This window comes from Paraburkholderia sp. FW306-2-2C-D06C (assembly GCF_058781505.1).
Map to the genome: position 1 here is coordinate 67,274 of NZ_JBYSWU010000013.1, position 16,777 is coordinate 84,050.

Sequence of the window (16,777 nt, forward strand, 5' to 3'; positions counted from 1 at the left end):
ACCCAACGGGACAAATGATGACACAACACAACGAAACGCTCAAACCGGCCGCTGGCGGCATCGCGCAGATCACGAACCTTGGCCTGTGCGATCTCGCGATCGAGCGCGCGCTGTCACGCAGCGCAAACCTGCCCGGGCTGGTCTGTTTCTACGGCCCGTCCGGCTATGGCAAGAGCATGGCGGCGAACCACGTGGCCAACTCGCGCCGCGCCCGCTACGTGCAGGCGAAGTCGGTCTGGACGAAGAAGCATTTTCTGAAGGCCGTGCTGTTTGAAATGGGCATCAAGCCTGGCGGCACGATCCCCGAAATGGCCGATCAGGTTGCCGAGGAACTGGCGGTAAGCGGCCGGCCGCTGATCATCGACGAAATGGATCACCTCGTCGACCGCAACGCGGTCGAGCTGGTGCGGGACCTGTACGAATCCAGTCAGGCCGCCATCCTGATGATCGGTGAAGAGGCACTGCCGAACAAGCTCAAGCGCTGGGAACGCATGCACGGTCGTGTGCTTGCATGGGTGCCGGCGCAGCCGGTCACCGTCAGCGACGCAAGGCAGCTCACCGGCCTGTATTGCCCGCGTGTGAAGGTTGCCGACGATCTGCTGCTGCGTCTCGTCGAGTTGTCGCACGGCTCGGTGCGTCGCGTCTGCGTGAATCTTGAGCGCATTCAGGAGGAAGCGATGCTGGCCGGCAAAGATGCCATGGATCTCGCGCTGTGGGGCAAGCGCGAGCTGTACACCGGCGAAGCGCCGAAGCGTCGCGCGTGAGGTCAGGCATGAAGAAATCTCAACAGACCGAAGCCACGCGTGAGGCGCTCGACGCGGAGCGCTGCAACGTGTTCCTGTGCGCTCTCTCGGCGATGGCCGCTATCGGCATGTTCGGCGGACTGCTGTTTGCGAAGAGCTGGCTTGACCTGCTGCTGATCGTAGGCGCGTCCGCATGGGCAGTGATCGGCATTCTTGCGTTGGCTTTCATTGCAGGTGCTTGCGGAGGGCGCATTCGTGGCTAGAAAACCCGCACACCTCGAAATGGCAGGCGGTCGCGGCCCGCGCCAGCGTATCTGGGAAGTGATCCGCAAGCAGGCGAAAGACTTCACCGGCCCCGGCATCGAGAAGGCGACGTGCATCGATACGGCAACCATCCGGACCTACGTTCAGGTGCTGGAACGCGGTGGCTACATCGAACAGATAAGTGCGCGCGCGAAGTTCATCGAGCGGCAGCATTACCGGCTGCTGCGCGATGTCGGGGTGGAGGCACCGCGCCTCGACCGCAAGGGCAACGTGATCCTGCCGACCGGCAACGAGAACATGTGGCGAACGATGCGGATCATGGGTGACTTCACCGCCGCAGAACTCGCGATCCGTGCGTCGACTGCCGACATCAAGGTTGCCGAGCTGACGGCAAAGTCGTATGTGCGCGCGCTAGCCGTTGCCGGTTACCTCTCGATTGTGGAAGAGGGCCATCCGTTCATTCGCGGCGTTGGCGCGAAGCAGACGCGGTATCGGCTCTCGCCCACGAAGTACACCGGCCCACGCCCGCCGATGATCCAGCGCACAAAGTGCGTCTATGACCCGAACCTCGCGAAGGTCGTTTGGCAGGAGGAGCCGGACCATGACGCCTGCTAGTGACTGGCTGCAGATGCTGCGAGACGCCGTTGGTGCCGCGTCGCAAACCGCTGTCGCAGAGAAGCTCGATGTATCCCGTACCACCGTTTCTCTCGTTCTCGCCGGCAAGTATCCGGGCAAGACCGATCGCGTTGCCGCACGTGTGATGAACGTGTTCGGCCAGGTGAAGTGCACGCATACCGGGCAGCCGATTTCGCTGACGGTATGCGTGTCCTACACCACGCGGCGTGCGCCCTTGAACAACCCACTTGAACTCAGCCACTGGCGCACGTGCCTCTCGTGCCCACTTCGTCCCGTTAAAGGAGACACCAAATGACACCAGGTTTTAACGCCATCAATCCCGCAGTGCCACCGATCAACCGGTTGATGGAGCTGACTGCGCTGCGCATCGCTGCGACGATTGGCCAGCTCACCGAGCGAGGATTCACCGTGATTGGAATCGAGTTTTCAAACGGCTCGAAGCCGACGATTCAGATTCAGAGCTGCGCTGCGTGCGCAGAGCTGATCGAGAAAGGTGAAGCCACGTATTACCGCACGGGTGGCTCCGGCTCCGGTCGGTATCGCGTGGGCCAGTTCAAGGTCGGCGAGATCCGCGTGCTGTGGAACGAACAGGGGCATTGAAATGGGACTGAAGCAATCAGCCATCCTGGTGTTCCAGATGCCGACGATGGCCAATCCTGAAGCGTTCGATAGCGTGGTGGAGCTGCGCCGCGAATTGCACCGTACGAATCGGGATCTACTTGATCTCGCCGCCACTGCGCAGAACTATCAGGAGGTGGGCATGGAGGTGTCGGTGACGCTCCACAAGATCCTGCTTATGTACCTGACGGGTTTTGCACAGTTGTCGGAGTACCTGCAGGTGTATCTCGATGAGCGTCCTCGCCTACGCGAGACGCTTCAAGATGCGCTTGAATCAACTCGAATGCAGAAGGTGCACTGATGCCACTGCCTCAACTCTGCTGCCCGAATTGCCGTGCTGTGATGAGCCTCGACATCTTACTGGCTGACGATGCGCCGCGTGAGGCGTTGAACGCGATCATCGAGGCGCATCCGGCTGGCGACTCATTTGTCAAACCAATGCTGCGCTACATCGGTTTGTTCTCTCCGGCAAAGAGTCAGATGAGCCATTCGCGCATGGCCACGCTGTTGCATGAAATTACTCCCATGATCCGCGCCGCGCAGATCGAGCGCAACGGGCGCACGTGGGTCTGTCCGGTCGAGTACTGGCGTCAGGGCTTCGAGCACATGCTCACGCAGCGTGATCAGGGGCGTCTCAATCTCCCCCTGAAGACCCACGGGTATTTGCTCGAAGTACTGGCCGGTCTTGCAGACAAGGCTGAATCGCGCGCCGAGACACATATCGAGCGACAGCGCCAGGGGCATGCCGGCCTTGGCACGCCGGAGGCGCGCGCATCGCCCGCCGCCCCCGTTGTACCCATCCAGCCCGTCCCACATGCGGATGGCGAACGGCAGGTGACGCCGGCCATTGCCGAAAGCCTCAGCACTCTGCGGCGGCTCACCAAGGAAATGAACGGATTTTCGAAGGAAGGAAAGCTCCATGACTAAAGAACACATCCAGCCCGGTTACGTGAAAGACGCACGCGGCCGTCTCGTTCCCGAATCGATGGTGAAGCCCATCGACCAGCTGCGCGATCAGACCGTGCAATCGCTCGTCGAGCACGCGAAGCGTCTGCAGGCGCAGCTCGCCGAGTTCAAAGCTCGCGCCTTCACCGATATTGCCGCGTTCGTCGAGACGAGCCATGAACAGTACGGCGTGAAGGTCGGCGGTAGCAAAGGGAACATCTCGCTGATCACATTCGACGGCCGGTACAAGCTGGTGCGACAGATCGCCGAACACATCCAGTTCGACGAACGCCTGCAGGCCGCGAAGGAACTGATCGACGAGTGCATCCGCGAGTGGACACAAGGCAGCAGTGACGAAATCAAGGCGCTCATCAACGAAGCATTCCAGGTCGACAAAGAAGGCAACGTGAATACCGGCCGCATTCTCGGTCTGCGCCGTCTCGCGATCGAAGATCCGAAGTGGACCACCGCCATGCGCGCGATCGTCGACAGTATCCGTGTGACGGGCAGCAAGCCATACGTGCGTCTTTATGAGCGCGTTGGCGAGAGCGAGGAATACCGGCCTATCAGCCTCGACCTTGCGGCGATCTGATCATGGCCACAAGAAAAAACACAGTGCAGAAACGTGACCTCGCGTGCGTGCGGATCGGATTCCACGAATACCTGATCGATGCCGACAAGGCGATGCAGGTGATCAAGCTGTTCCGCGAATCGTGCCAGTGCGAAATGCGCTACGTGGGTGGAACAGGTTACCAATACGTCGTCGGCAAGAAGCCCGAACTGGAGATGACGCTCGTCGAGCCAGGCGATGTCGTGATGCCGGGCGACCGTGGCCGCCCGCTGGCAATCGAATCGGAATAGCGCCGCTGCGAAACCGCCGCGAGGCGGTCTGCGTGGCGTGGTGGTCATGCACTGAAGAGCAACCAGGGGAAACTTTAATGGAATTTACGATTGCACAACGTCGCGGAGAGTCACCGGTAAAGCGTGTTCTCACGCTGCCGTTAAAAGCCGAGTACTTCGATCAGATCAAGGCGGGGACGAAGCTTCGCGAGTACAGGCTTGTCACGGAATTCTGGAAGCGCCGGCTCGTCGGCAAAACGTTCGCCCACGTCGAGCTGACACGCGGCTATCCGGCGAGGCACGACAAGGAAAATCGTCTTGTGCTTCCATGGAAAGGCTACTCCATCGAAGTCATTGAGCATGCGCACTTCGGCGCTGCTCCGGTTGCGGTCTTTTCCATCGACGTGTCGGGTGGAGCCATCCATGGTTGACACGGTCATCATCGTTGCAGGGCTCATCTTCCTCGTGGCTTTGTGCCGCAAGGAATTGCGCCGCGCGTTCCGGGGGCAATGACATGATTGCCAAGGTGGTACTTGCAAAAATCCACGTCGCGAAAAAACAGCTCGCACTCGACGACGACACCTATCGGACGATGCTGCGCAGTGTCGCAGGTGTCGACTCTGCGAAGGATCTGACGCCGGAGACCGCAGACAGGTTACTCAAGCACATGGAGCGCTGCGGCTTCAAACCTGCGACATCGAGGGGACGCCGTCCGCGCGTGGCCGCATCGCGCGAGGCACAACTGCGCAAGATCGAAGCGCTGCTCGCTGACGCTGGCCGGACATGGGAATACGTCGGCGGCATGGTCAAGCGTATCTGCAAGGTCGACGCGCTTGAGTTCTGCGATGACCTGATGCTGGCCAAGCTAATTGCAGCACTCCAGATTGACGCGGCACGCCGGGAGAAACGTGCATGAACTTTTCGGGCGTTGAGCACCTGCTGCCCGAAGCCATTCAGGTGATGACACGCCTGATCGGTATTCCGGCATCCATCCGGCTTGTCGAGAAGCTGGGAGGCACGACGTTCCCGGTTGCACTTCGAAAGTCGCGCCTGGGAGAAATTCGCTACGAGGCGCTTTCCGAAGTTGTCGGTCCAAATGCGGCCGATGCAATAACGAAACACTTCGGCGGCGACAGTCTGTACATTCCACGTTGTGCTGCTGCGTTGCGCGAACTGATGCACCGGCAGATTCGCAGTGACTTTGACTCGATGACACGCGAGCACAGTGCAATTTACGCCGTCAACCAACTGGCAATTCGCTACGGGATGTCAGATCGACACGTGTGGCGTGTGTTGAAACGTGTCGATCTCGTTGCACCTCAGTCGATCCAGCAACACGGACTGTTCTGACGGCGCTAAAGATCCCGCGCAAGCTAACACTGACAGCGCGCCCGTCAGTGTGTACGATCTCAACTCCAATAACAAATAGGATGCCTTTTTGAGATGGGATATTTTCTTGGATTCCTGATCATTCTTCCGTTCTGGATGCGGGAACTGACAAGGAGCCGTTACCGGTGGTACGAGGCGCTCGGCCTATGGATTTTAATGGCGACGGTATTGTCAGCCGTGTTCAAATTTCTGTTTCATTGAGTTGCTATTTTCCAGGCCCCGCCCCGTGCGGGGCTTTCTATTTGCACTGACCCCCATCCACTAAGCCGCCAGGCACTCGCGCTTTAAAGTCGTGCCATCCAAAGGAGAGCCAGGATGGACATCACGAAAGAGGTAAAAGCACTGGTACAGCGCGAAGGCGGCTACGACAAGGTGACCGACAACCCGTCAGACCACGGCGGTCTGACGCGGGCAGGCATCACGCAAAAGACGGCTACGGCGTTGCGCTATGGCGACATCCGCCAGTTCACGCACGACCAGATCGACAACTTTTACATCACCGAATTCTGGAGCAAACCCAAATTCGATCAGGTGCAAAAACTGTCTGACCTGATTGCCGCCAAGCTGTTCGACATCAAGGTCAATGGCGGAAGCGGCGTCCAGTGGATGCAGCGCGGGCTGAATATCCTGAACCGGATGCAAAAAGACTATCCCGACATCGCGCCGGACGGCGGGATCGGCCCGGCGACACTCGGTGCCCTGTCGAGTCTGCTGCGCGTGCGGGGAGCCGATGGCGAGAAGGTATTGCATTTCATTATTTGCAGCCTGCAGGGTGCCCGCTTCGTGGCTATCGAGGAGGCTGACCCGACTCAGGAGGTCTTCGCATTCGGATGGATTCGCGAGCGCGCCATGTTTGGCCTGAGCCAGTAACGGGGGACGAATGGCCGAAATCGTTTCGACTTCCGCTTCGGTAACCTCCGGCACAGCCAGCGGCATCGTACTCGCGCTGGCGTCGGCGGGTACGATGCCGCTCGATCCGCACATGATCGGTGGAGTGCTGTGTGGGGCGCTGATCTTCCTGATGCGCTCGCGAGAAGAGCACAAAACCCGTCGAGTCATCTACTTCCTTCTTTCACTGCCGATCGGATACAGCACCGCGTCATGGCTGGTTCTCCACTGGCCCAACGCACCGCCGAGCCTTCTTGGACTCGCATCCGGCGCACTGATCGTACTGGTGGCGATCAACACCATCGACTGGGCGTCCGCTGCGCTACCGGGGCTGTTTAACCAGCTATCACAGATCGCGCTCGACCGTATCCGGACATTCTTTGGCGGGGGTAAAAATGGGTGAAACGCTAACTACCTATCTGCACATCGTGTTTATTTGGCTGATGGTGCATACGCGCGCTGTGAGTGGATTGGATCTGACGCTTCTGATTGTCAACGGCCTGATCTGCACGGCGATTGCGGCGCTGCTGGCTTTTCCTGATACGACGCCAGGCGAGCATACACGCTGGCCAGTACGCGTGTTGCGTCTCGCGCTCGCGTGGGTCTATGGATTGATCGCGCTGCGAGTATGGACGGGGCACTATCTGACGCCCGTCGAATGGAGCGAACTGGCCGCCAATGCCGTCATGTTGCTGCAGGCCTGGCTGGTACGCGGAGACGTGCAGTTCCTCGTCGATGTCTACAACGAAATCAGCCGTCGGCGTGCGTTCGCCCGAGGTGACCAGCCATGATGACATGGATCACCAGCAAGGTTACCGGGCCGGTGGCCGGCGCCATTGCCTTGGCCCTGGCTATCGCATGCGGCGTGCAGTACTTCGAATTGCGCGGCGCGCGGGCCGACTATGCGACGCTGCAGACGACGCAACGGGCCGACGGTCAGACGATTGGCACGCTGCGCGCGCAGTTCGCCACGTCGCAGGCCGATCTCAACTCAGCGGTGGCCAGCGCACGGGCCTGCTCGGCATCGGTCGGCCAGGCTGCATCCGAGGCGCAGGCCGTCAAGGCAGCGGCCGCAGTGGCTCAGTTGAAAGCCGTTGCGCAAGGGCAGTCATATCAGCGGGAAATCGACACGCTCACGCAGCGCCTGCAGAACCCCGCCAACCAAGGAGAAACGTGTGATGCAGCGCTTGATCGTCTGCGCAGTGGCATGTAGCGCCCTGCTCATGCAGGGTTGCGGGACGGCACCGTCCGCGCCGGTTTCTCCGGTAGTTCATGCGCAGACGGTCGAGATCAAGGTACAGGTGCCGGTACCCTGCATCGATACGTTGCCGGTCGGCCCCGTGTTCCTGAGCGACACCGAACTGCTCGCCGCGCCAAACGGTTCGGCCGTTGACAGGATCTGGCGCGACCATCTGCAGCGTCAAAAATGGGACGCCGAATTAACAGCGCTGCTCGCGGCCTGTCTCGCTCATCCACCGCAGTAAGAACAGGAACATGGAACATGGTCAGATACAAACTCTCACCGGCCGCTGCTGCACGTCGCGACATTGTCGGCTATTTTGACCCGGACTCCCTTGCGCACACCTATACCTACAACGGTCCACACGGTGCGATGGATACGGATAGCTGCACGGACGGTGTGTACGTGTATGTCAAAACAATCACGTACACAGGATCAGAACTGACATGCGAAAGCATGTGGGTAAAGCAATGACGGCCGGCCAGTTCATGAAAATGCTGGCGCTGTGCGGCTATCCGGCGAACGGCAAGAACATCAGCGGCGGCGGCATCGGTCTGAAGTCGCCCGGCATCCTCGCCCAATCAGCCGCCCCCGTCAGTGTAACGGGGACGACAGCGGAGACGGTGCTGGCCTCGCCCCGTGTTCCGGCCTACGCGATCGGGAAGATCGGGGCGCTGCGTATTACTGCCCTGTGGTCCTACTCGAACAACAGCAACGTCAAAACTATTAGGGGGCGTTTTGGCGGCGAGGCTTATTTCAAGCTCCTTGCCAGCACACAGCTATCACTGACGTTCGTAAAGAGCATTCGAAATCGAAATTCGTATAACGCTCAGGTGTCAGAGAGCATGTGGTCAGCGGGCCTGGCCACGTCCACCGGGGAGATTTGTACCCTGTCGGTCGACACGACCAAAGACCAGCTACTGACCTTCACGGCAGAGCTAGCGAACGTGACGGACACCGTGACCCTTGAAGGCTACACCGTGGAGCTTCTGAACCCATGATTACGATTCCTGTAGTGACTGATGCAAACGGAGTGCAATCGCCCGCAGGTCCGATTCCGGAAACTGCCACAGCAGTGGTTTGCGACGGCGAAAACTACATCGTGTACGAACCCGGCGACAGCTATCCGCCGGCGGCGGAGCCGGAATAAAACAGGACAACCCATGAGCGATATCGAGGAAAAAGAAAGTCCCGAGCTGCGGCTGCTCAAGAAGATCGACCGACGCCTGGAGCAGCAGATCAGCACCATCGAGAAGCGGGCGATCAAGTATGGCGCAGCAGCCGGCGCAGGCGCGGGTGCGGTCGCCGGAGCCATCGTGTCGATCGGTGTACAGGTCGCACGCGCAAAGCTGGGACTGTAACCAGCATGGCCTATCCCAAGGAGGTTCGCGACAAGGTACGGCGATCGTTCGTATTCGATCGCCTGTCGCTGGAGATCGCGAGCGCGAAGAACGGTGTCGCGTATTCAACGGCCCGGCGCTGGAAAGAGGATGCGCTTGAGGTGGGCGATGACTGGGAGAAGGCGCAAGCCGCCCAGCTACTCGCTGGCGGTGGCATCGAGGGCGCCGCACGCCAGATGCTGGCCGGTCTGATCACGCAATATCAGGCGACCATGGACGAGCTGGACCAGGTGCAGATGCGGCCGGCCGAGAAGGTCGCGATGCTCGCGAGCCTGGCTGATGCCTATAACAAGACGATTAACGCGTCGAAACGTATCCTGCCCGAGACAAACGAACTGGCGATTGCGATGGGCGTTGTGCAGCGCCTTGCCGCTTTCATCAAGAATCGGCACCCCGAACACATCGCAGCATTCGCCGACGTACTCGGCCCGTTCGGAGAAGAGCTGGCAACGGCCTACGGCTGACACATACAGGGAGAATTTCCATGCTGGTACAGCTTGATCGATATGAGGCGATCAACACCGATCACATGGTGTCGGCAAAGATCGACGCCTGCGGCGACACCTGTCTCGTCCTCGAGATGGTGACCGGGCACACGATCAGGGTAAAGCACACCGCGCATTGCCTTGACGGTGTGGATGTGTACGCCGCGTATCGCAGGATCGTCGAGGCGACGGAAAGCTGACATGCCGCAGAAGTTCACCGAAAAAGACTTCCACAAGGAAATGGCCGAGCTGGCCGCCGAGCTGCGCCGCGACATCGAAGCGCATGCCACGGGCCTCGATGCATCTCCGGAAGCACGTCTTGAGCGGCGCAGGCGCGTGCTGGTCGACGGCGACTATCAGTTCTTCGCGTATACCTATTTTCCGCATCACATACGCGGTACGCCCTCGCTATTCCAGGCGCACTTCTGCACACGCTTCCCCAAGCTGCTGCGTCAGGTCGGCGGCACGCGCGAATGGTGGGTCGCGCCGCGCGGCGAAGCAAAGTCGTCGATGGCGACGAAGATCGGACCTGTGTACATCATCGTACAGGGGCTGTTGCAACGGGAAGAGGTGCGCCGGGAGGTGGGCTGGACGGGCGACACGCCGCAGTTCCTCGACTACCTGATCCTGCTCGGCGCGGAAACGTCGCTGCCGACCAAGCTGCTCGAAGTCGTTAAAACGGAGCTGCTCGCTAACTCGGCACTCGCGCTCGACTTTCCGGAAGTGTGCGGCAAGGGGCCGATGTGGAAGGTCGGCGAGTTCATCACGAAGAACGGCGTGAAGGTGGAACCGTTCGGTGCCGAGCAGGCGATTCGCGGCACCTTCCACGGTGCGAGCCGCCCCAAGGTGCTGTTCGGCGATGACCTGATCACCGACGCCGAGGCGAAGAGTCCGACCGAGCGACAGAATCGATGGACATGGCTGGAAAAGGCTATTGATTACCTCGGCCCTCCAGACGGAAGCGTGAAATACGTGGGCGTCGGCACCGTACTGGACAAAGACGATCCGATCTCGCGCGCAAAGCGCAGCATCGGACACGTGGTGCATCACTTCCGCGCGATCGCGCAGATGCCGGCCGACATGGATCTGTGGTCGCAGTGCGAGGAGCTGATGCTCAACGCGGACAAGGGCGCAATCGCCGAGGCGGCGCAACGCGGTGAGATGTTGCCTGACACCGAGCTGCCGTCGTATCGCTTTTACCTTGCACGTCGTGTCGACATGGATGCGGGTGCCATCACGTCGTGGCCGTCCGTGCGTACCCTGTTCTGGTTGATGCGTCAGCGGGCGAAGTCGCCACGCGCGTTCGCCACTGAGATGCAGGGCGATCCTCGCACGGACGAAGACAAGGTTTTCGGCAACATCACCTTCTGGGTGCAACGGCTGCAAAGCTGGCTGATGTTCGGCGCATGTGACCCGTCCATGGGCAAGGGCGAGAAGTCCGACCCGTCCGCGATTGTCGTGGGCGGCCTCGATACCGTGAGCCGTCGACTGCATGTTGTGTACTCGTCGATCAAGCGCCGCGTGCCGTCAAAGCTCGAAGCGGATCTGATTGCCGTGCAGCGCGAATATCGCTGCATGGCGCTCGGCTTTGAGAACAACAACGCATACGAGTGGGCACGGCAGGATCTCGTCAAGGCGGGATTGCGCGCAGGCGTGCCACTACCGCTTGTTGGCGTGACGGCGACGGTGCCGGCCGAGGTGCGCATCGACTCGCTTGAACCGTACATCACCGATCGCATCACCCCATCGATCCTCCTGCATCCGTCGATGACAGGTCTGCTTGCCGAGCTGGATTCGTGGCCGGAACCGCAAGGCGTTCACCACTACGACGGACTAACCGCATTACACATCCTGTGGATGATCGCCCAGTCCCGCGGCTATGCGATCAGCGATGGATATACCCCCGTTAAAACCCGCACCGACGATCGCGGCGACGACAGCGACTATGCGTTCTCGCGCGACCGGGGCTTTTGAGGAACCGAACCATGGTGCAGATTGTTGATGTGAACGGCCAACCGATCCAGCGCGATGCGCTGGCTGAGCCGCAGACCTCGAAGCTGGGCTGGATCACACGTGACTTTGCGCAGCATCCGTCGCGCGGGTTGACGCCAAAGAAGCTGTATTCGATTCTGGAAGCGGCCGAGTACGGTGACCTGATGGCACAGTCGGATCTCTTCGTCGATATGGAAGAGAAGGATGCGCACCTGTTCGCGGAGATGAGCAAGCGCAAGCGCGCGCTGCTCACGCTTGACTGGCGCATCGTCGCACCGGCCAATGCCAGCGCGGAAGAAAAGAACCAGACTGCACAGCTGCAGGAATGGCTTCGGGATCTGCCGGACTTCGACGACGTGCTGTTCAATTGCATGGATGCGGTCGGGCACGGTTTCTCTGCGCAGGAGATCGAGTGGCAGCAGCTCGGCAAGGTGTGGCTCCCGAAGAGGCTCACCCACAGACCGCAACGCTGGTTCCGCACGCCGCTGTATGACGGCAACGATCTGCGCCTGCGTGACAACTCGTCGGAGGGGCAACCGCTGTGGCCGTTTGGGTGGCTGGTGCACAAGCATCGGGCCAAAAGCGGATACCTGACTCGCGGTGGCCTGCATCGTGTGCTTGCATGGCCGTACCTGTTCAAGACGTATTCCGTCGCGGATCTGGCCGAGTTTCTCGAAATCTACGGCCTGCCGTTGCGGGTAGGCAAGTATCCGGCCGGCGCGACGAAAGATGAGAAGGCCACGCTGTTGCGTGCTGTTGCGGAGATTGGCCACAACGCGGCCGGCATCATCCCCGAAGGCATGGTGATCGACTTCCAGACGGCGGCTGAGGGCAGCAAAGATCCGTTTGAGGCGATGATCACATGGTGCGAAAAGAGCCAGTCGAAAGCGATCCTCGGCGGCACGCTCACGTCGCAGGCCGATGGCAAGACATCGACCAATGCGCTCGGCAAAACACATGATGGCGTGCGCCGCGATCTGCTGACTTCCGACGCGAGACAGGTACAGAAGACCCTCACGGCCGGGCTGTGCTTCATGGTATCCGCCCTGAACTTCGGTGCCGCCGATCCGCGCCGTGTGCCTCGTTTCGAGTTCGACACGCGTGAAGCTGAAGATCTGGAGCTTTACTCCAACGCTTTGCCGAAACTTGTGGCGGCTGGCGTCAAGGTGCCGCGCCAATGGGCGCAGGACAAGCTGATGATTCCGGAGCCGCAGGCCAGCGAAGAGATTCTCACGGTGCCGAAGCCGCAGATGGCGCTGCCGCCCGAGGAGCGTCCGGACACGCCGCCGCGCACCGCTGCCATGCGCTACCGCGCGGTGTTGACGAATCAGGCCGGCGAGATCGTGTATCCCGATCAGCACGCCCTCGATCAGACCATCGACGCATTGCCGGCCGACGCGATGACCGAGGCAGTGCAAAAGGCGATCGCGCCGGTGATCGCGGCGCTGCGTGCGGGATCGACGCCCGACGACGCATTCGAGCAACTGCTCGCAGCCAATCCGCAGATGGATGAATCTGCGATCGCCGAGCTGCTCGCGCGCTGCATCTTCGTCGCTGATGTGTGGGGCCGCGTGAATGCCGGCTGACCTGTCATACGCGATCGGCCTGCCTCCAGCAAAGGCAATCGAATACTTCGAATCGAAGGGTTACAAGATCGGTTTCCGATGGCAGGACGTGGCAGCCGAGGCGCACGCGAAGGCATTCACGGTCGCGGGCGTCATGAAGATCGACGTGCTGCAGGACGTGCGCCATGCGCTCACCGACGCGTTAAAAAACGGCACGACATTCGAGGATTTTAAAAAGCAGCTTTCGCCTGTGCTGGAGCGAAAGGGCTGGCTCGGCAAGGGCATGATCGTCGACGACGAGACAGGCGAGATTGAAGGCAAGCGGCTGACGCCGCGCCGGCTCGACACGATCTTTCGCACGAACATGCAATCGGCATATATGGCTGGCCGCTACGCGGCGCAGCTCGAACAGGTCGATACACACCCGTATTGGGAATATGTCGCGGTGCTCGACAGCCGCACGCGACCCGCACACCGGGCACTCGCAGGTTGCGTCTGCCGCTACGACGATCCGTTCTGGCAGACGTTCTATCCGCCAAACGGATACCGCTGTCGCTGCCGTGTACGTACCCGCACGATGGGTTATGTCGAAAAGAACGGCGTGACCGTGCGCGCCAGCGCCAATGACCTGAAGGAGGTTGAACAGGTTACCGGCCGCGACAACCAGACCCAGCCCGCGATCGCCTATAAAGACCCGGCGACCGGCAAGCTGGTCCTGCCCGATCCGGGCTTTGGCGCGAATCCGGGCGCTGCGTGGATGAAGCCTTTCACGCCCCCGCCGCTCGATACGCTGCCGCAGACGTTCCCCCACGGCGCGGAACTGCCCCCGCTGCCGGTGGCAACCCGCGTACGGCCCGAGGCTATGTTGCCATCCGGCCAGGCGCCGGAGCATTACGCGCAGGCATTCATGCAGCAGTTCGGCGCCGGCGTCGGCAAGCCCGTCACTTTTGCCGATGTCACGGGCGAACAGCTGCAGATCAACGAGTGGCTATTCAAGGATGGGGCGGGACACTGGAAGGCCGACAAATTCTCGCGAGGCCCCTACATGCAGCTACTCGCCGACGCGGTCAAAGACCCCGACGAGATCTGGCTTGGCTGGGCGCAGATCGGTGACACCTGGTCGTTGCGTCGACGCTACGTCCGCGCCCTTGAGACCGCAGCCGGCGATTGGGGGCTGGCGATATTCGAGCAGGGACAGGACGGCTGGACCGGCGTGACAACGTTTCCGGCGAAGGTTGGCAAGTCGGAAGACGCACGCCGCAACTATATAGACAGGCAGCGTGGGACGTTTCTGCGCTATCGCCGGCCGCAGAAATGAGAATGGCCGCTCTCGCTCGCGGCCATTCGTCACGCAGCCCTTCATCGATCCGGAAGCGAGTCCGGCATATACGACTGCGTTAAAAGGAGTATAAGGCATGCGCGACATCGAGATAGATCTCACCGCATTCGAGCAGGCGATGCAGCGCGTGGACGCGCTCCTGAGAGATGCCTCGCCCGTCATGTCGCTGGTGTCGGCGCTGATGGCCGATGCCGTCGAGGAAAATTTCGCACAGCAGGGCCGTCCCAAATGGCTCGGCCTGAGCAGGAGCACGCTCAAGCGCCGCCGCGAGGATGCCGGCACGGGCAAGATCCTGCAGCATAGCGGCCGGCTCGCGGGCAGTATCTCGCAGAGCCATGATGCGACGAGCGCGCGCGTCGGCACGAACGTCGTCTATGCGGCGATCCACCAGTTCGGCGGCACGATCCAGCGGCACCCGATGTCGGGTTACGTGCGCCTGCGCAAGGCGAGGAACGGCATGATCATGCGCCAGGCCGATCATCCGCACCTCGCGGTGTTCGCGAAGAATGGCCACAAGCGCGTCAAGGTGGTTAAATGGACCCGCTCCCAGGGGTGGACGATCAAGATTCCTGCACGCCCATTCCTGGTACTGTCGGAAGCTGACAACGTCGCAATCGAGGATGAGGTGACTGGCTACCTTCGGCGTCTGATCGATGGCTGACCCGCGCCCGATTCAAGCGATTCTCGCCCCCTGGGGAACCCCGACATAGCGACCCGACGCGCGAAGGCCGTTAAACCCCCGTTAAAATCGCTCGTAACGCCCCTCACATCCCCAAACCTCCCCTGCGTTTCCACCGCAACCGGTTGTACTGACACCGGTTGACTAATTCTTTGGCACGCCGACCGTCACCATGGCGGCATGGCAAATCCATTTTTCATCGCGGCGCTCAGCGCACAGATCGACTCGGCAGGCAGCACGCTCAAGTTGCTACCGGCGGGTAAGTTTCGTGCGCGTGACGGCCGTCCTGCCGAATGCTCCGACTGGTATGTCGACGAGGATATCGCCAAGCGCCTCGTCGCTGCGGCCTCAGCTCGTGTCGTGCCATATGTAATGGACTACGAGCACCAGACGCTGAACGCGGCACAGAACGGTCAGCCTGCGCCGGCCGCCGCGTGGTTCAAATCACTTGAATGGCGCGAAGGCGATGGCCTCTATGCGGTCGACGTCGACTGGACCGCGCGTGCGTCAGCCATGATCGATGCGAAAGAGTACCGCTACCTCTCTCCGGTCTTCGCATACGACAAAGCCGGCAATGTGACCGCGATCCTTCACGCCGCCCTCACCAACAATCCCGCGCTCGATTGCCTCGACGAAGTGCAGCTCGCTGCAGCATCGGTGATGGCGGGCGCGTCCGCTTCTGCCGCAGTGGCGGCCCTTTCCACTGAAACCCCTTCTGAGGATCACAACATGGATGAACTTCTGGAGCAGCTGCGCTGGCTGCTGAATATGCCGGTCGGAGCGACGGCCGACGACGTAACCGCCCAGCTCAGGAAGCTAATCGAGTCGCTCTCCGGTGGGCAGGGCGTTGCCGCCGCGAGCGTCGATCTTCCGGTACTCATTAGCGCGCAGCGCGACCAGATTGCCACGCTGTCGGCCAATCAGGCCGACCCGGCCAGGTTCGTGCCGATCGCCGTGATGACGGATCTGCGCACGCAGCTCGACGCCGCTAACGCGACGCTGGCTGGTAACGAGGTCGGCGAACTGGTGATGGTCGCGCTGTCGGACGGCCGGCTGCTGGCCGCCCAGGAATCGTGGGCGCGCGAGCTGGGCAAGAGCAACGTCGCGGCGCTCAAGACGTTCCTTTCGACCGCGCAGCCGATCGCGGCGCTGCGCACCACGCAAACCGGGGGCACTGCGCCCAGCGGTGACAAAACCGGCGCGAATGAGGTGGACGCGTCTGGCCTCGCTGTGTGCAAGGCGCTCGACATTTCGCCCGAAGCCTTCGCCAAATCGTCGGCACCCGCCGCCTGAGCGGCTTGAAGTTCAGCCCCCGATCCACTCCATAGGAGAACAGCATGACTGCATTGACCGCCGACCGCGATACCCAGAACCGGGCCGGCCTCCGCTACAGCTATCCGGCCAAGGGTGGTTTGATGTTTTTCGTCGGCGCGATCGCCGCGATCGACGCTGCCACGGGCCTCGCGACCAGGGGCGCTGCATCAACGACGCTCAAGGGCGCCGGGATCGTCCAGGAGCAGACCGACAACACGGCCGGCGCCGACGGTGCCGTGAACGTTCCGCTCAAGCGTGGCCTGTGGCGCGTTGCCAACTCGGCCGGCGCGGACCAGGTCACGTTCAAGGATGTTGGCGCAAACGCGTACATCGTCGATGACCAGACGGTGGCCAAAACGGACGGCGGTGCAACGCGCTCGATCGCGGGCATCGTGCGCGATATCGATCCGGCCGGCGTGTGGGTCGAGTTCTGATCCGCA

28 protein-coding genes and 1 other RNA gene are annotated in these 16,777 nt (G+C 61.2%); all 29 read left to right on the forward strand.

Annotation, left to right across the window (positions count from 1 at the left end; all coding sequences use genetic code 11):
- The first annotated feature begins 17 nt into the window (after positions 1 to 17).
- The 29 genes from AC3WLT_RS12435 (at position 18) to AC3WLT_RS12575 (ending at position 16,771) form a co-directional block, all read left to right on the forward strand.
- Positions 18 to 764 carry an AAA family ATPase gene (locus AC3WLT_RS12435; RefSeq protein WP_492592054.1) on the forward strand — a complete coding sequence of 249 codons (747 nt, stop codon included), beginning with the start codon at positions 18 to 20 and terminating at the stop codon, positions 762 to 764.
- A gap of 8 nt (positions 765 to 772) precedes the next feature.
- On the forward strand, positions 773 to 1,006 hold the full coding sequence (locus AC3WLT_RS12440; protein WP_492592055.1) for a hypothetical protein: 234 nt from the start codon (positions 773 to 775) through the stop codon (positions 1,004 to 1,006).
- A complete protein-coding gene (locus AC3WLT_RS12445; protein ID WP_492592056.1) occupies positions 999 to 1,622 on the forward strand; it encodes a hypothetical protein in 624 nt (207 codons plus the stop codon). Before AC3WLT_RS12440 ends, AC3WLT_RS12445 begins: the two co-directional genes overlap by 8 nt.
- Positions 1,609 to 1,938, forward strand: a complete 330-nt coding sequence (locus tag AC3WLT_RS12450) for a helix-turn-helix domain-containing protein (RefSeq protein ID WP_492592057.1) — start codon at positions 1,609 to 1,611, stop codon at positions 1,936 to 1,938. The genes AC3WLT_RS12445 and AC3WLT_RS12450 overlap by 14 nt, the downstream gene beginning before the upstream one ends.
- Positions 1,935 to 2,243: a hypothetical protein gene (locus AC3WLT_RS12455; protein WP_492592058.1), complete on the forward strand. Its 309-nt coding sequence runs from the start codon at positions 1,935 to 1,937 to the stop codon at positions 2,241 to 2,243. Before AC3WLT_RS12450 ends, AC3WLT_RS12455 begins: the two co-directional genes overlap by 4 nt.
- Before the next feature lies 1 nt (position 2,244).
- Positions 2,245 to 2,562 (forward strand): hypothetical protein, encoded by a 318-nt coding sequence (locus tag AC3WLT_RS12460; protein ID WP_492592059.1) that lies wholly within the window; start codon positions 2,245 to 2,247, stop codon positions 2,560 to 2,562.
- Positions 2,562 to 3,188, forward strand: coding sequence for an HI_1489 N-terminal domain-containing protein (locus AC3WLT_RS12465; RefSeq protein ID WP_492592060.1), 627 nt, complete (start codon positions 2,562 to 2,564; stop codon positions 3,186 to 3,188). The genes AC3WLT_RS12460 and AC3WLT_RS12465 overlap by 1 nt, the downstream gene beginning before the upstream one ends.
- Positions 3,181 to 3,798 (forward strand): DUF3164 family protein, encoded by a 618-nt coding sequence (locus tag AC3WLT_RS12470; protein ID WP_492592061.1) that lies wholly within the window; start codon positions 3,181 to 3,183, stop codon positions 3,796 to 3,798. Before AC3WLT_RS12465 ends, AC3WLT_RS12470 begins: the two co-directional genes overlap by 8 nt.
- Positions 3,799 to 3,800: 2 nt before the next feature.
- Positions 3,801 to 4,067: a hypothetical protein gene (locus AC3WLT_RS12475; protein WP_492592062.1), complete on the forward strand. Its 267-nt coding sequence runs from the start codon at positions 3,801 to 3,803 to the stop codon at positions 4,065 to 4,067.
- Between the two features lie 5 nt (positions 4,068 to 4,072).
- Positions 4,073 to 4,135, forward strand: an RNA gene (locus AC3WLT_RS12480) — hammerhead ribozyme type II.
- A gap of 9 nt (positions 4,136 to 4,144) precedes the next feature.
- The gene (locus AC3WLT_RS12485) at positions 4,145 to 4,477 is read left to right on the forward strand and encodes an ASCH domain-containing protein (protein WP_492592063.1); all 333 of its coding nucleotides are present in this window, start codon (positions 4,145 to 4,147) and stop codon (positions 4,475 to 4,477) included.
- Positions 4,478 to 4,560: 83 nt separating this feature from the next.
- Complete coding sequence (locus AC3WLT_RS12490) at positions 4,561 to 4,962, forward strand: gp16 family protein (RefSeq protein ID WP_492592064.1); 402 nt, start codon at positions 4,561 to 4,563, stop codon at positions 4,960 to 4,962.
- Positions 4,959 to 5,396 (forward strand): Mor transcription activator family protein, encoded by a 438-nt coding sequence (locus tag AC3WLT_RS12495; RefSeq protein ID WP_492592065.1) that lies wholly within the window; start codon positions 4,959 to 4,961, stop codon positions 5,394 to 5,396. Before AC3WLT_RS12490 ends, AC3WLT_RS12495 begins: the two co-directional genes overlap by 4 nt.
- Before the next feature lie 354 nt (positions 5,397 to 5,750).
- Positions 5,751 to 6,305: a glycoside hydrolase family 108 protein gene (locus AC3WLT_RS12500; RefSeq protein WP_492592066.1), complete on the forward strand. Its 555-nt coding sequence runs from the start codon at positions 5,751 to 5,753 to the stop codon at positions 6,303 to 6,305.
- A 10-nt stretch (positions 6,306 to 6,315) separates the two neighbouring features.
- Positions 6,316 to 6,726 carry a putative holin gene (locus AC3WLT_RS12505; protein ID WP_492592067.1) on the forward strand — a complete coding sequence of 137 codons (411 nt, stop codon included), beginning with the start codon at positions 6,316 to 6,318 and terminating at the stop codon, positions 6,724 to 6,726.
- Positions 6,719 to 7,114: a hypothetical protein gene (locus AC3WLT_RS12510; protein WP_492592068.1), complete on the forward strand. Its 396-nt coding sequence runs from the start codon at positions 6,719 to 6,721 to the stop codon at positions 7,112 to 7,114. Before AC3WLT_RS12505 ends, AC3WLT_RS12510 begins: the two co-directional genes overlap by 8 nt.
- The gene (locus AC3WLT_RS12515) at positions 7,111 to 7,536 is read left to right on the forward strand and encodes a hypothetical protein (RefSeq protein ID WP_492592069.1); all 426 of its coding nucleotides are present in this window, start codon (positions 7,111 to 7,113) and stop codon (positions 7,534 to 7,536) included. The genes AC3WLT_RS12510 and AC3WLT_RS12515 overlap by 4 nt, the downstream gene beginning before the upstream one ends.
- Complete coding sequence (locus AC3WLT_RS12520; protein WP_492592070.1) at positions 7,502 to 7,807, forward strand: hypothetical protein; 306 nt, start codon at positions 7,502 to 7,504, stop codon at positions 7,805 to 7,807. The genes AC3WLT_RS12515 and AC3WLT_RS12520 overlap by 35 nt, the downstream gene beginning before the upstream one ends.
- A 202-nt stretch (positions 7,808 to 8,009) precedes the next feature.
- Positions 8,010 to 8,564, forward strand: coding sequence for a hypothetical protein (locus AC3WLT_RS12525; RefSeq protein ID WP_492592071.1), 555 nt, complete (start codon positions 8,010 to 8,012; stop codon positions 8,562 to 8,564).
- The gene (locus AC3WLT_RS12530) at positions 8,561 to 8,713 is read left to right on the forward strand and encodes a hypothetical protein (RefSeq protein WP_492592072.1); all 153 of its coding nucleotides are present in this window, start codon (positions 8,561 to 8,563) and stop codon (positions 8,711 to 8,713) included. The genes AC3WLT_RS12525 and AC3WLT_RS12530 overlap by 4 nt, the downstream gene beginning before the upstream one ends.
- 13 nt (positions 8,714 to 8,726) lie before the next feature.
- Positions 8,727 to 8,924 (forward strand): hypothetical protein, encoded by a 198-nt coding sequence (locus tag AC3WLT_RS12535; protein ID WP_492592073.1) that lies wholly within the window; start codon positions 8,727 to 8,729, stop codon positions 8,922 to 8,924.
- A 5-nt stretch (positions 8,925 to 8,929) separates the two neighbouring features.
- On the forward strand, positions 8,930 to 9,427 hold the full coding sequence (locus AC3WLT_RS12540; protein ID WP_492592074.1) for a DUF1804 family protein: 498 nt from the start codon (positions 8,930 to 8,932) through the stop codon (positions 9,425 to 9,427).
- Positions 9,428 to 9,447: 20 nt separating this feature from the next.
- A complete protein-coding gene (locus AC3WLT_RS12545) occupies positions 9,448 to 9,648 on the forward strand; it encodes a hypothetical protein (RefSeq protein ID WP_492592075.1) in 201 nt (66 codons plus the stop codon).
- Between the two features lies 1 nt (position 9,649).
- Positions 9,650 to 11,422: a hypothetical protein gene (locus AC3WLT_RS12550; RefSeq protein WP_492592076.1), complete on the forward strand. Its 1,773-nt coding sequence runs from the start codon at positions 9,650 to 9,652 to the stop codon at positions 11,420 to 11,422.
- Positions 11,423 to 11,433: 11 nt separating this feature from the next.
- Positions 11,434 to 13,026 (forward strand): DUF935 domain-containing protein, encoded by a 1,593-nt coding sequence (locus AC3WLT_RS12555; RefSeq protein WP_492592077.1) that lies wholly within the window; start codon positions 11,434 to 11,436, stop codon positions 13,024 to 13,026.
- Positions 13,016 to 14,323, forward strand: coding sequence for a PBECR2 nuclease fold domain-containing protein (locus AC3WLT_RS12560; RefSeq protein ID WP_492592078.1), 1,308 nt, complete (start codon positions 13,016 to 13,018; stop codon positions 14,321 to 14,323). Before AC3WLT_RS12555 ends, AC3WLT_RS12560 begins: the two co-directional genes overlap by 11 nt.
- Positions 14,324 to 14,420: 97 nt before the next feature.
- On the forward strand, positions 14,421 to 15,005 hold the full coding sequence (locus AC3WLT_RS12565; protein ID WP_492592079.1) for a phage virion morphogenesis protein: 585 nt from the start codon (positions 14,421 to 14,423) through the stop codon (positions 15,003 to 15,005).
- A 198-nt stretch (positions 15,006 to 15,203) separates the two neighbouring features.
- Positions 15,204 to 16,316 (forward strand): phage protease, encoded by a 1,113-nt coding sequence (locus AC3WLT_RS12570; protein ID WP_492592080.1) that lies wholly within the window; start codon positions 15,204 to 15,206, stop codon positions 16,314 to 16,316.
- A gap of 44 nt (positions 16,317 to 16,360) precedes the next feature.
- Positions 16,361 to 16,771 carry a hypothetical protein gene (locus AC3WLT_RS12575; RefSeq protein ID WP_492592081.1) on the forward strand — a complete coding sequence of 137 codons (411 nt, stop codon included), beginning with the start codon at positions 16,361 to 16,363 and terminating at the stop codon, positions 16,769 to 16,771.
- Positions 16,772 to 16,777 lie beyond the last annotated feature (6 nt).

Coding starts and splice junctions, on each gene's coding strand:
- AC3WLT_RS12435 (WP_492592054.1), top strand. CDS start 18: ATGACACAACACAACGAAACGCTCAAACCGGCCGCTGGCGGCATCGCG.
- AC3WLT_RS12440 (WP_492592055.1), top strand. CDS start 773: ATGAAGAAATCTCAACAGACCGAAGCCACGCGTGAGGCGCTCGACGCG.
- AC3WLT_RS12450 (WP_492592057.1), top strand. CDS start 1,609: ATGACGCCTGCTAGTGACTGGCTGCAGATGCTGCGAGACGCCGTTGGT.
- AC3WLT_RS12455 (WP_492592058.1), top strand. CDS start 1,935: ATGACACCAGGTTTTAACGCCATCAATCCCGCAGTGCCACCGATCAAC.
- AC3WLT_RS12460 (WP_492592059.1), top strand. CDS start 2,245: ATGGGACTGAAGCAATCAGCCATCCTGGTGTTCCAGATGCCGACGATG.
- AC3WLT_RS12465 (WP_492592060.1), top strand. CDS start 2,562: ATGCCACTGCCTCAACTCTGCTGCCCGAATTGCCGTGCTGTGATGAGC.
- AC3WLT_RS12470 (WP_492592061.1), top strand. CDS start 3,181: ATGACTAAAGAACACATCCAGCCCGGTTACGTGAAAGACGCACGCGGC.
- AC3WLT_RS12475 (WP_492592062.1), top strand. CDS start 3,801: ATGGCCACAAGAAAAAACACAGTGCAGAAACGTGACCTCGCGTGCGTG.
- AC3WLT_RS12485 (WP_492592063.1), top strand. CDS start 4,145: ATGGAATTTACGATTGCACAACGTCGCGGAGAGTCACCGGTAAAGCGT.
- AC3WLT_RS12490 (WP_492592064.1), top strand. CDS start 4,561: ATGATTGCCAAGGTGGTACTTGCAAAAATCCACGTCGCGAAAAAACAG.
- AC3WLT_RS12495 (WP_492592065.1), top strand. CDS start 4,959: ATGAACTTTTCGGGCGTTGAGCACCTGCTGCCCGAAGCCATTCAGGTG.
- AC3WLT_RS12500 (WP_492592066.1), top strand. CDS start 5,751: ATGGACATCACGAAAGAGGTAAAAGCACTGGTACAGCGCGAAGGCGGC.
- AC3WLT_RS12505 (WP_492592067.1), top strand. CDS start 6,316: ATGGCCGAAATCGTTTCGACTTCCGCTTCGGTAACCTCCGGCACAGCC.
- AC3WLT_RS12510 (WP_492592068.1), top strand. CDS start 6,719: ATGGGTGAAACGCTAACTACCTATCTGCACATCGTGTTTATTTGGCTG.
- AC3WLT_RS12515 (WP_492592069.1), top strand. CDS start 7,111: ATGATGACATGGATCACCAGCAAGGTTACCGGGCCGGTGGCCGGCGCC.
- AC3WLT_RS12520 (WP_492592070.1), top strand. CDS start 7,502: ATGCAGCGCTTGATCGTCTGCGCAGTGGCATGTAGCGCCCTGCTCATG.
- AC3WLT_RS12525 (WP_492592071.1), top strand. CDS start 8,010: ATGCGAAAGCATGTGGGTAAAGCAATGACGGCCGGCCAGTTCATGAAA.
- AC3WLT_RS12530 (WP_492592072.1), top strand. CDS start 8,561: ATGATTACGATTCCTGTAGTGACTGATGCAAACGGAGTGCAATCGCCC.
- AC3WLT_RS12535 (WP_492592073.1), top strand. CDS start 8,727: ATGAGCGATATCGAGGAAAAAGAAAGTCCCGAGCTGCGGCTGCTCAAG.
- AC3WLT_RS12540 (WP_492592074.1), top strand. CDS start 8,930: ATGGCCTATCCCAAGGAGGTTCGCGACAAGGTACGGCGATCGTTCGTA.
- AC3WLT_RS12545 (WP_492592075.1), top strand. CDS start 9,448: ATGCTGGTACAGCTTGATCGATATGAGGCGATCAACACCGATCACATG.
- AC3WLT_RS12550 (WP_492592076.1), top strand. CDS start 9,650: ATGCCGCAGAAGTTCACCGAAAAAGACTTCCACAAGGAAATGGCCGAG.
- AC3WLT_RS12555 (WP_492592077.1), top strand. CDS start 11,434: ATGGTGCAGATTGTTGATGTGAACGGCCAACCGATCCAGCGCGATGCG.
- AC3WLT_RS12560 (WP_492592078.1), top strand. CDS start 13,016: ATGCCGGCTGACCTGTCATACGCGATCGGCCTGCCTCCAGCAAAGGCA.
- AC3WLT_RS12565 (WP_492592079.1), top strand. CDS start 14,421: ATGCGCGACATCGAGATAGATCTCACCGCATTCGAGCAGGCGATGCAG.
- AC3WLT_RS12570 (WP_492592080.1), top strand. CDS start 15,204: ATGGCAAATCCATTTTTCATCGCGGCGCTCAGCGCACAGATCGACTCG.
- AC3WLT_RS12575 (WP_492592081.1), top strand. CDS start 16,361: ATGACTGCATTGACCGCCGACCGCGATACCCAGAACCGGGCCGGCCTC.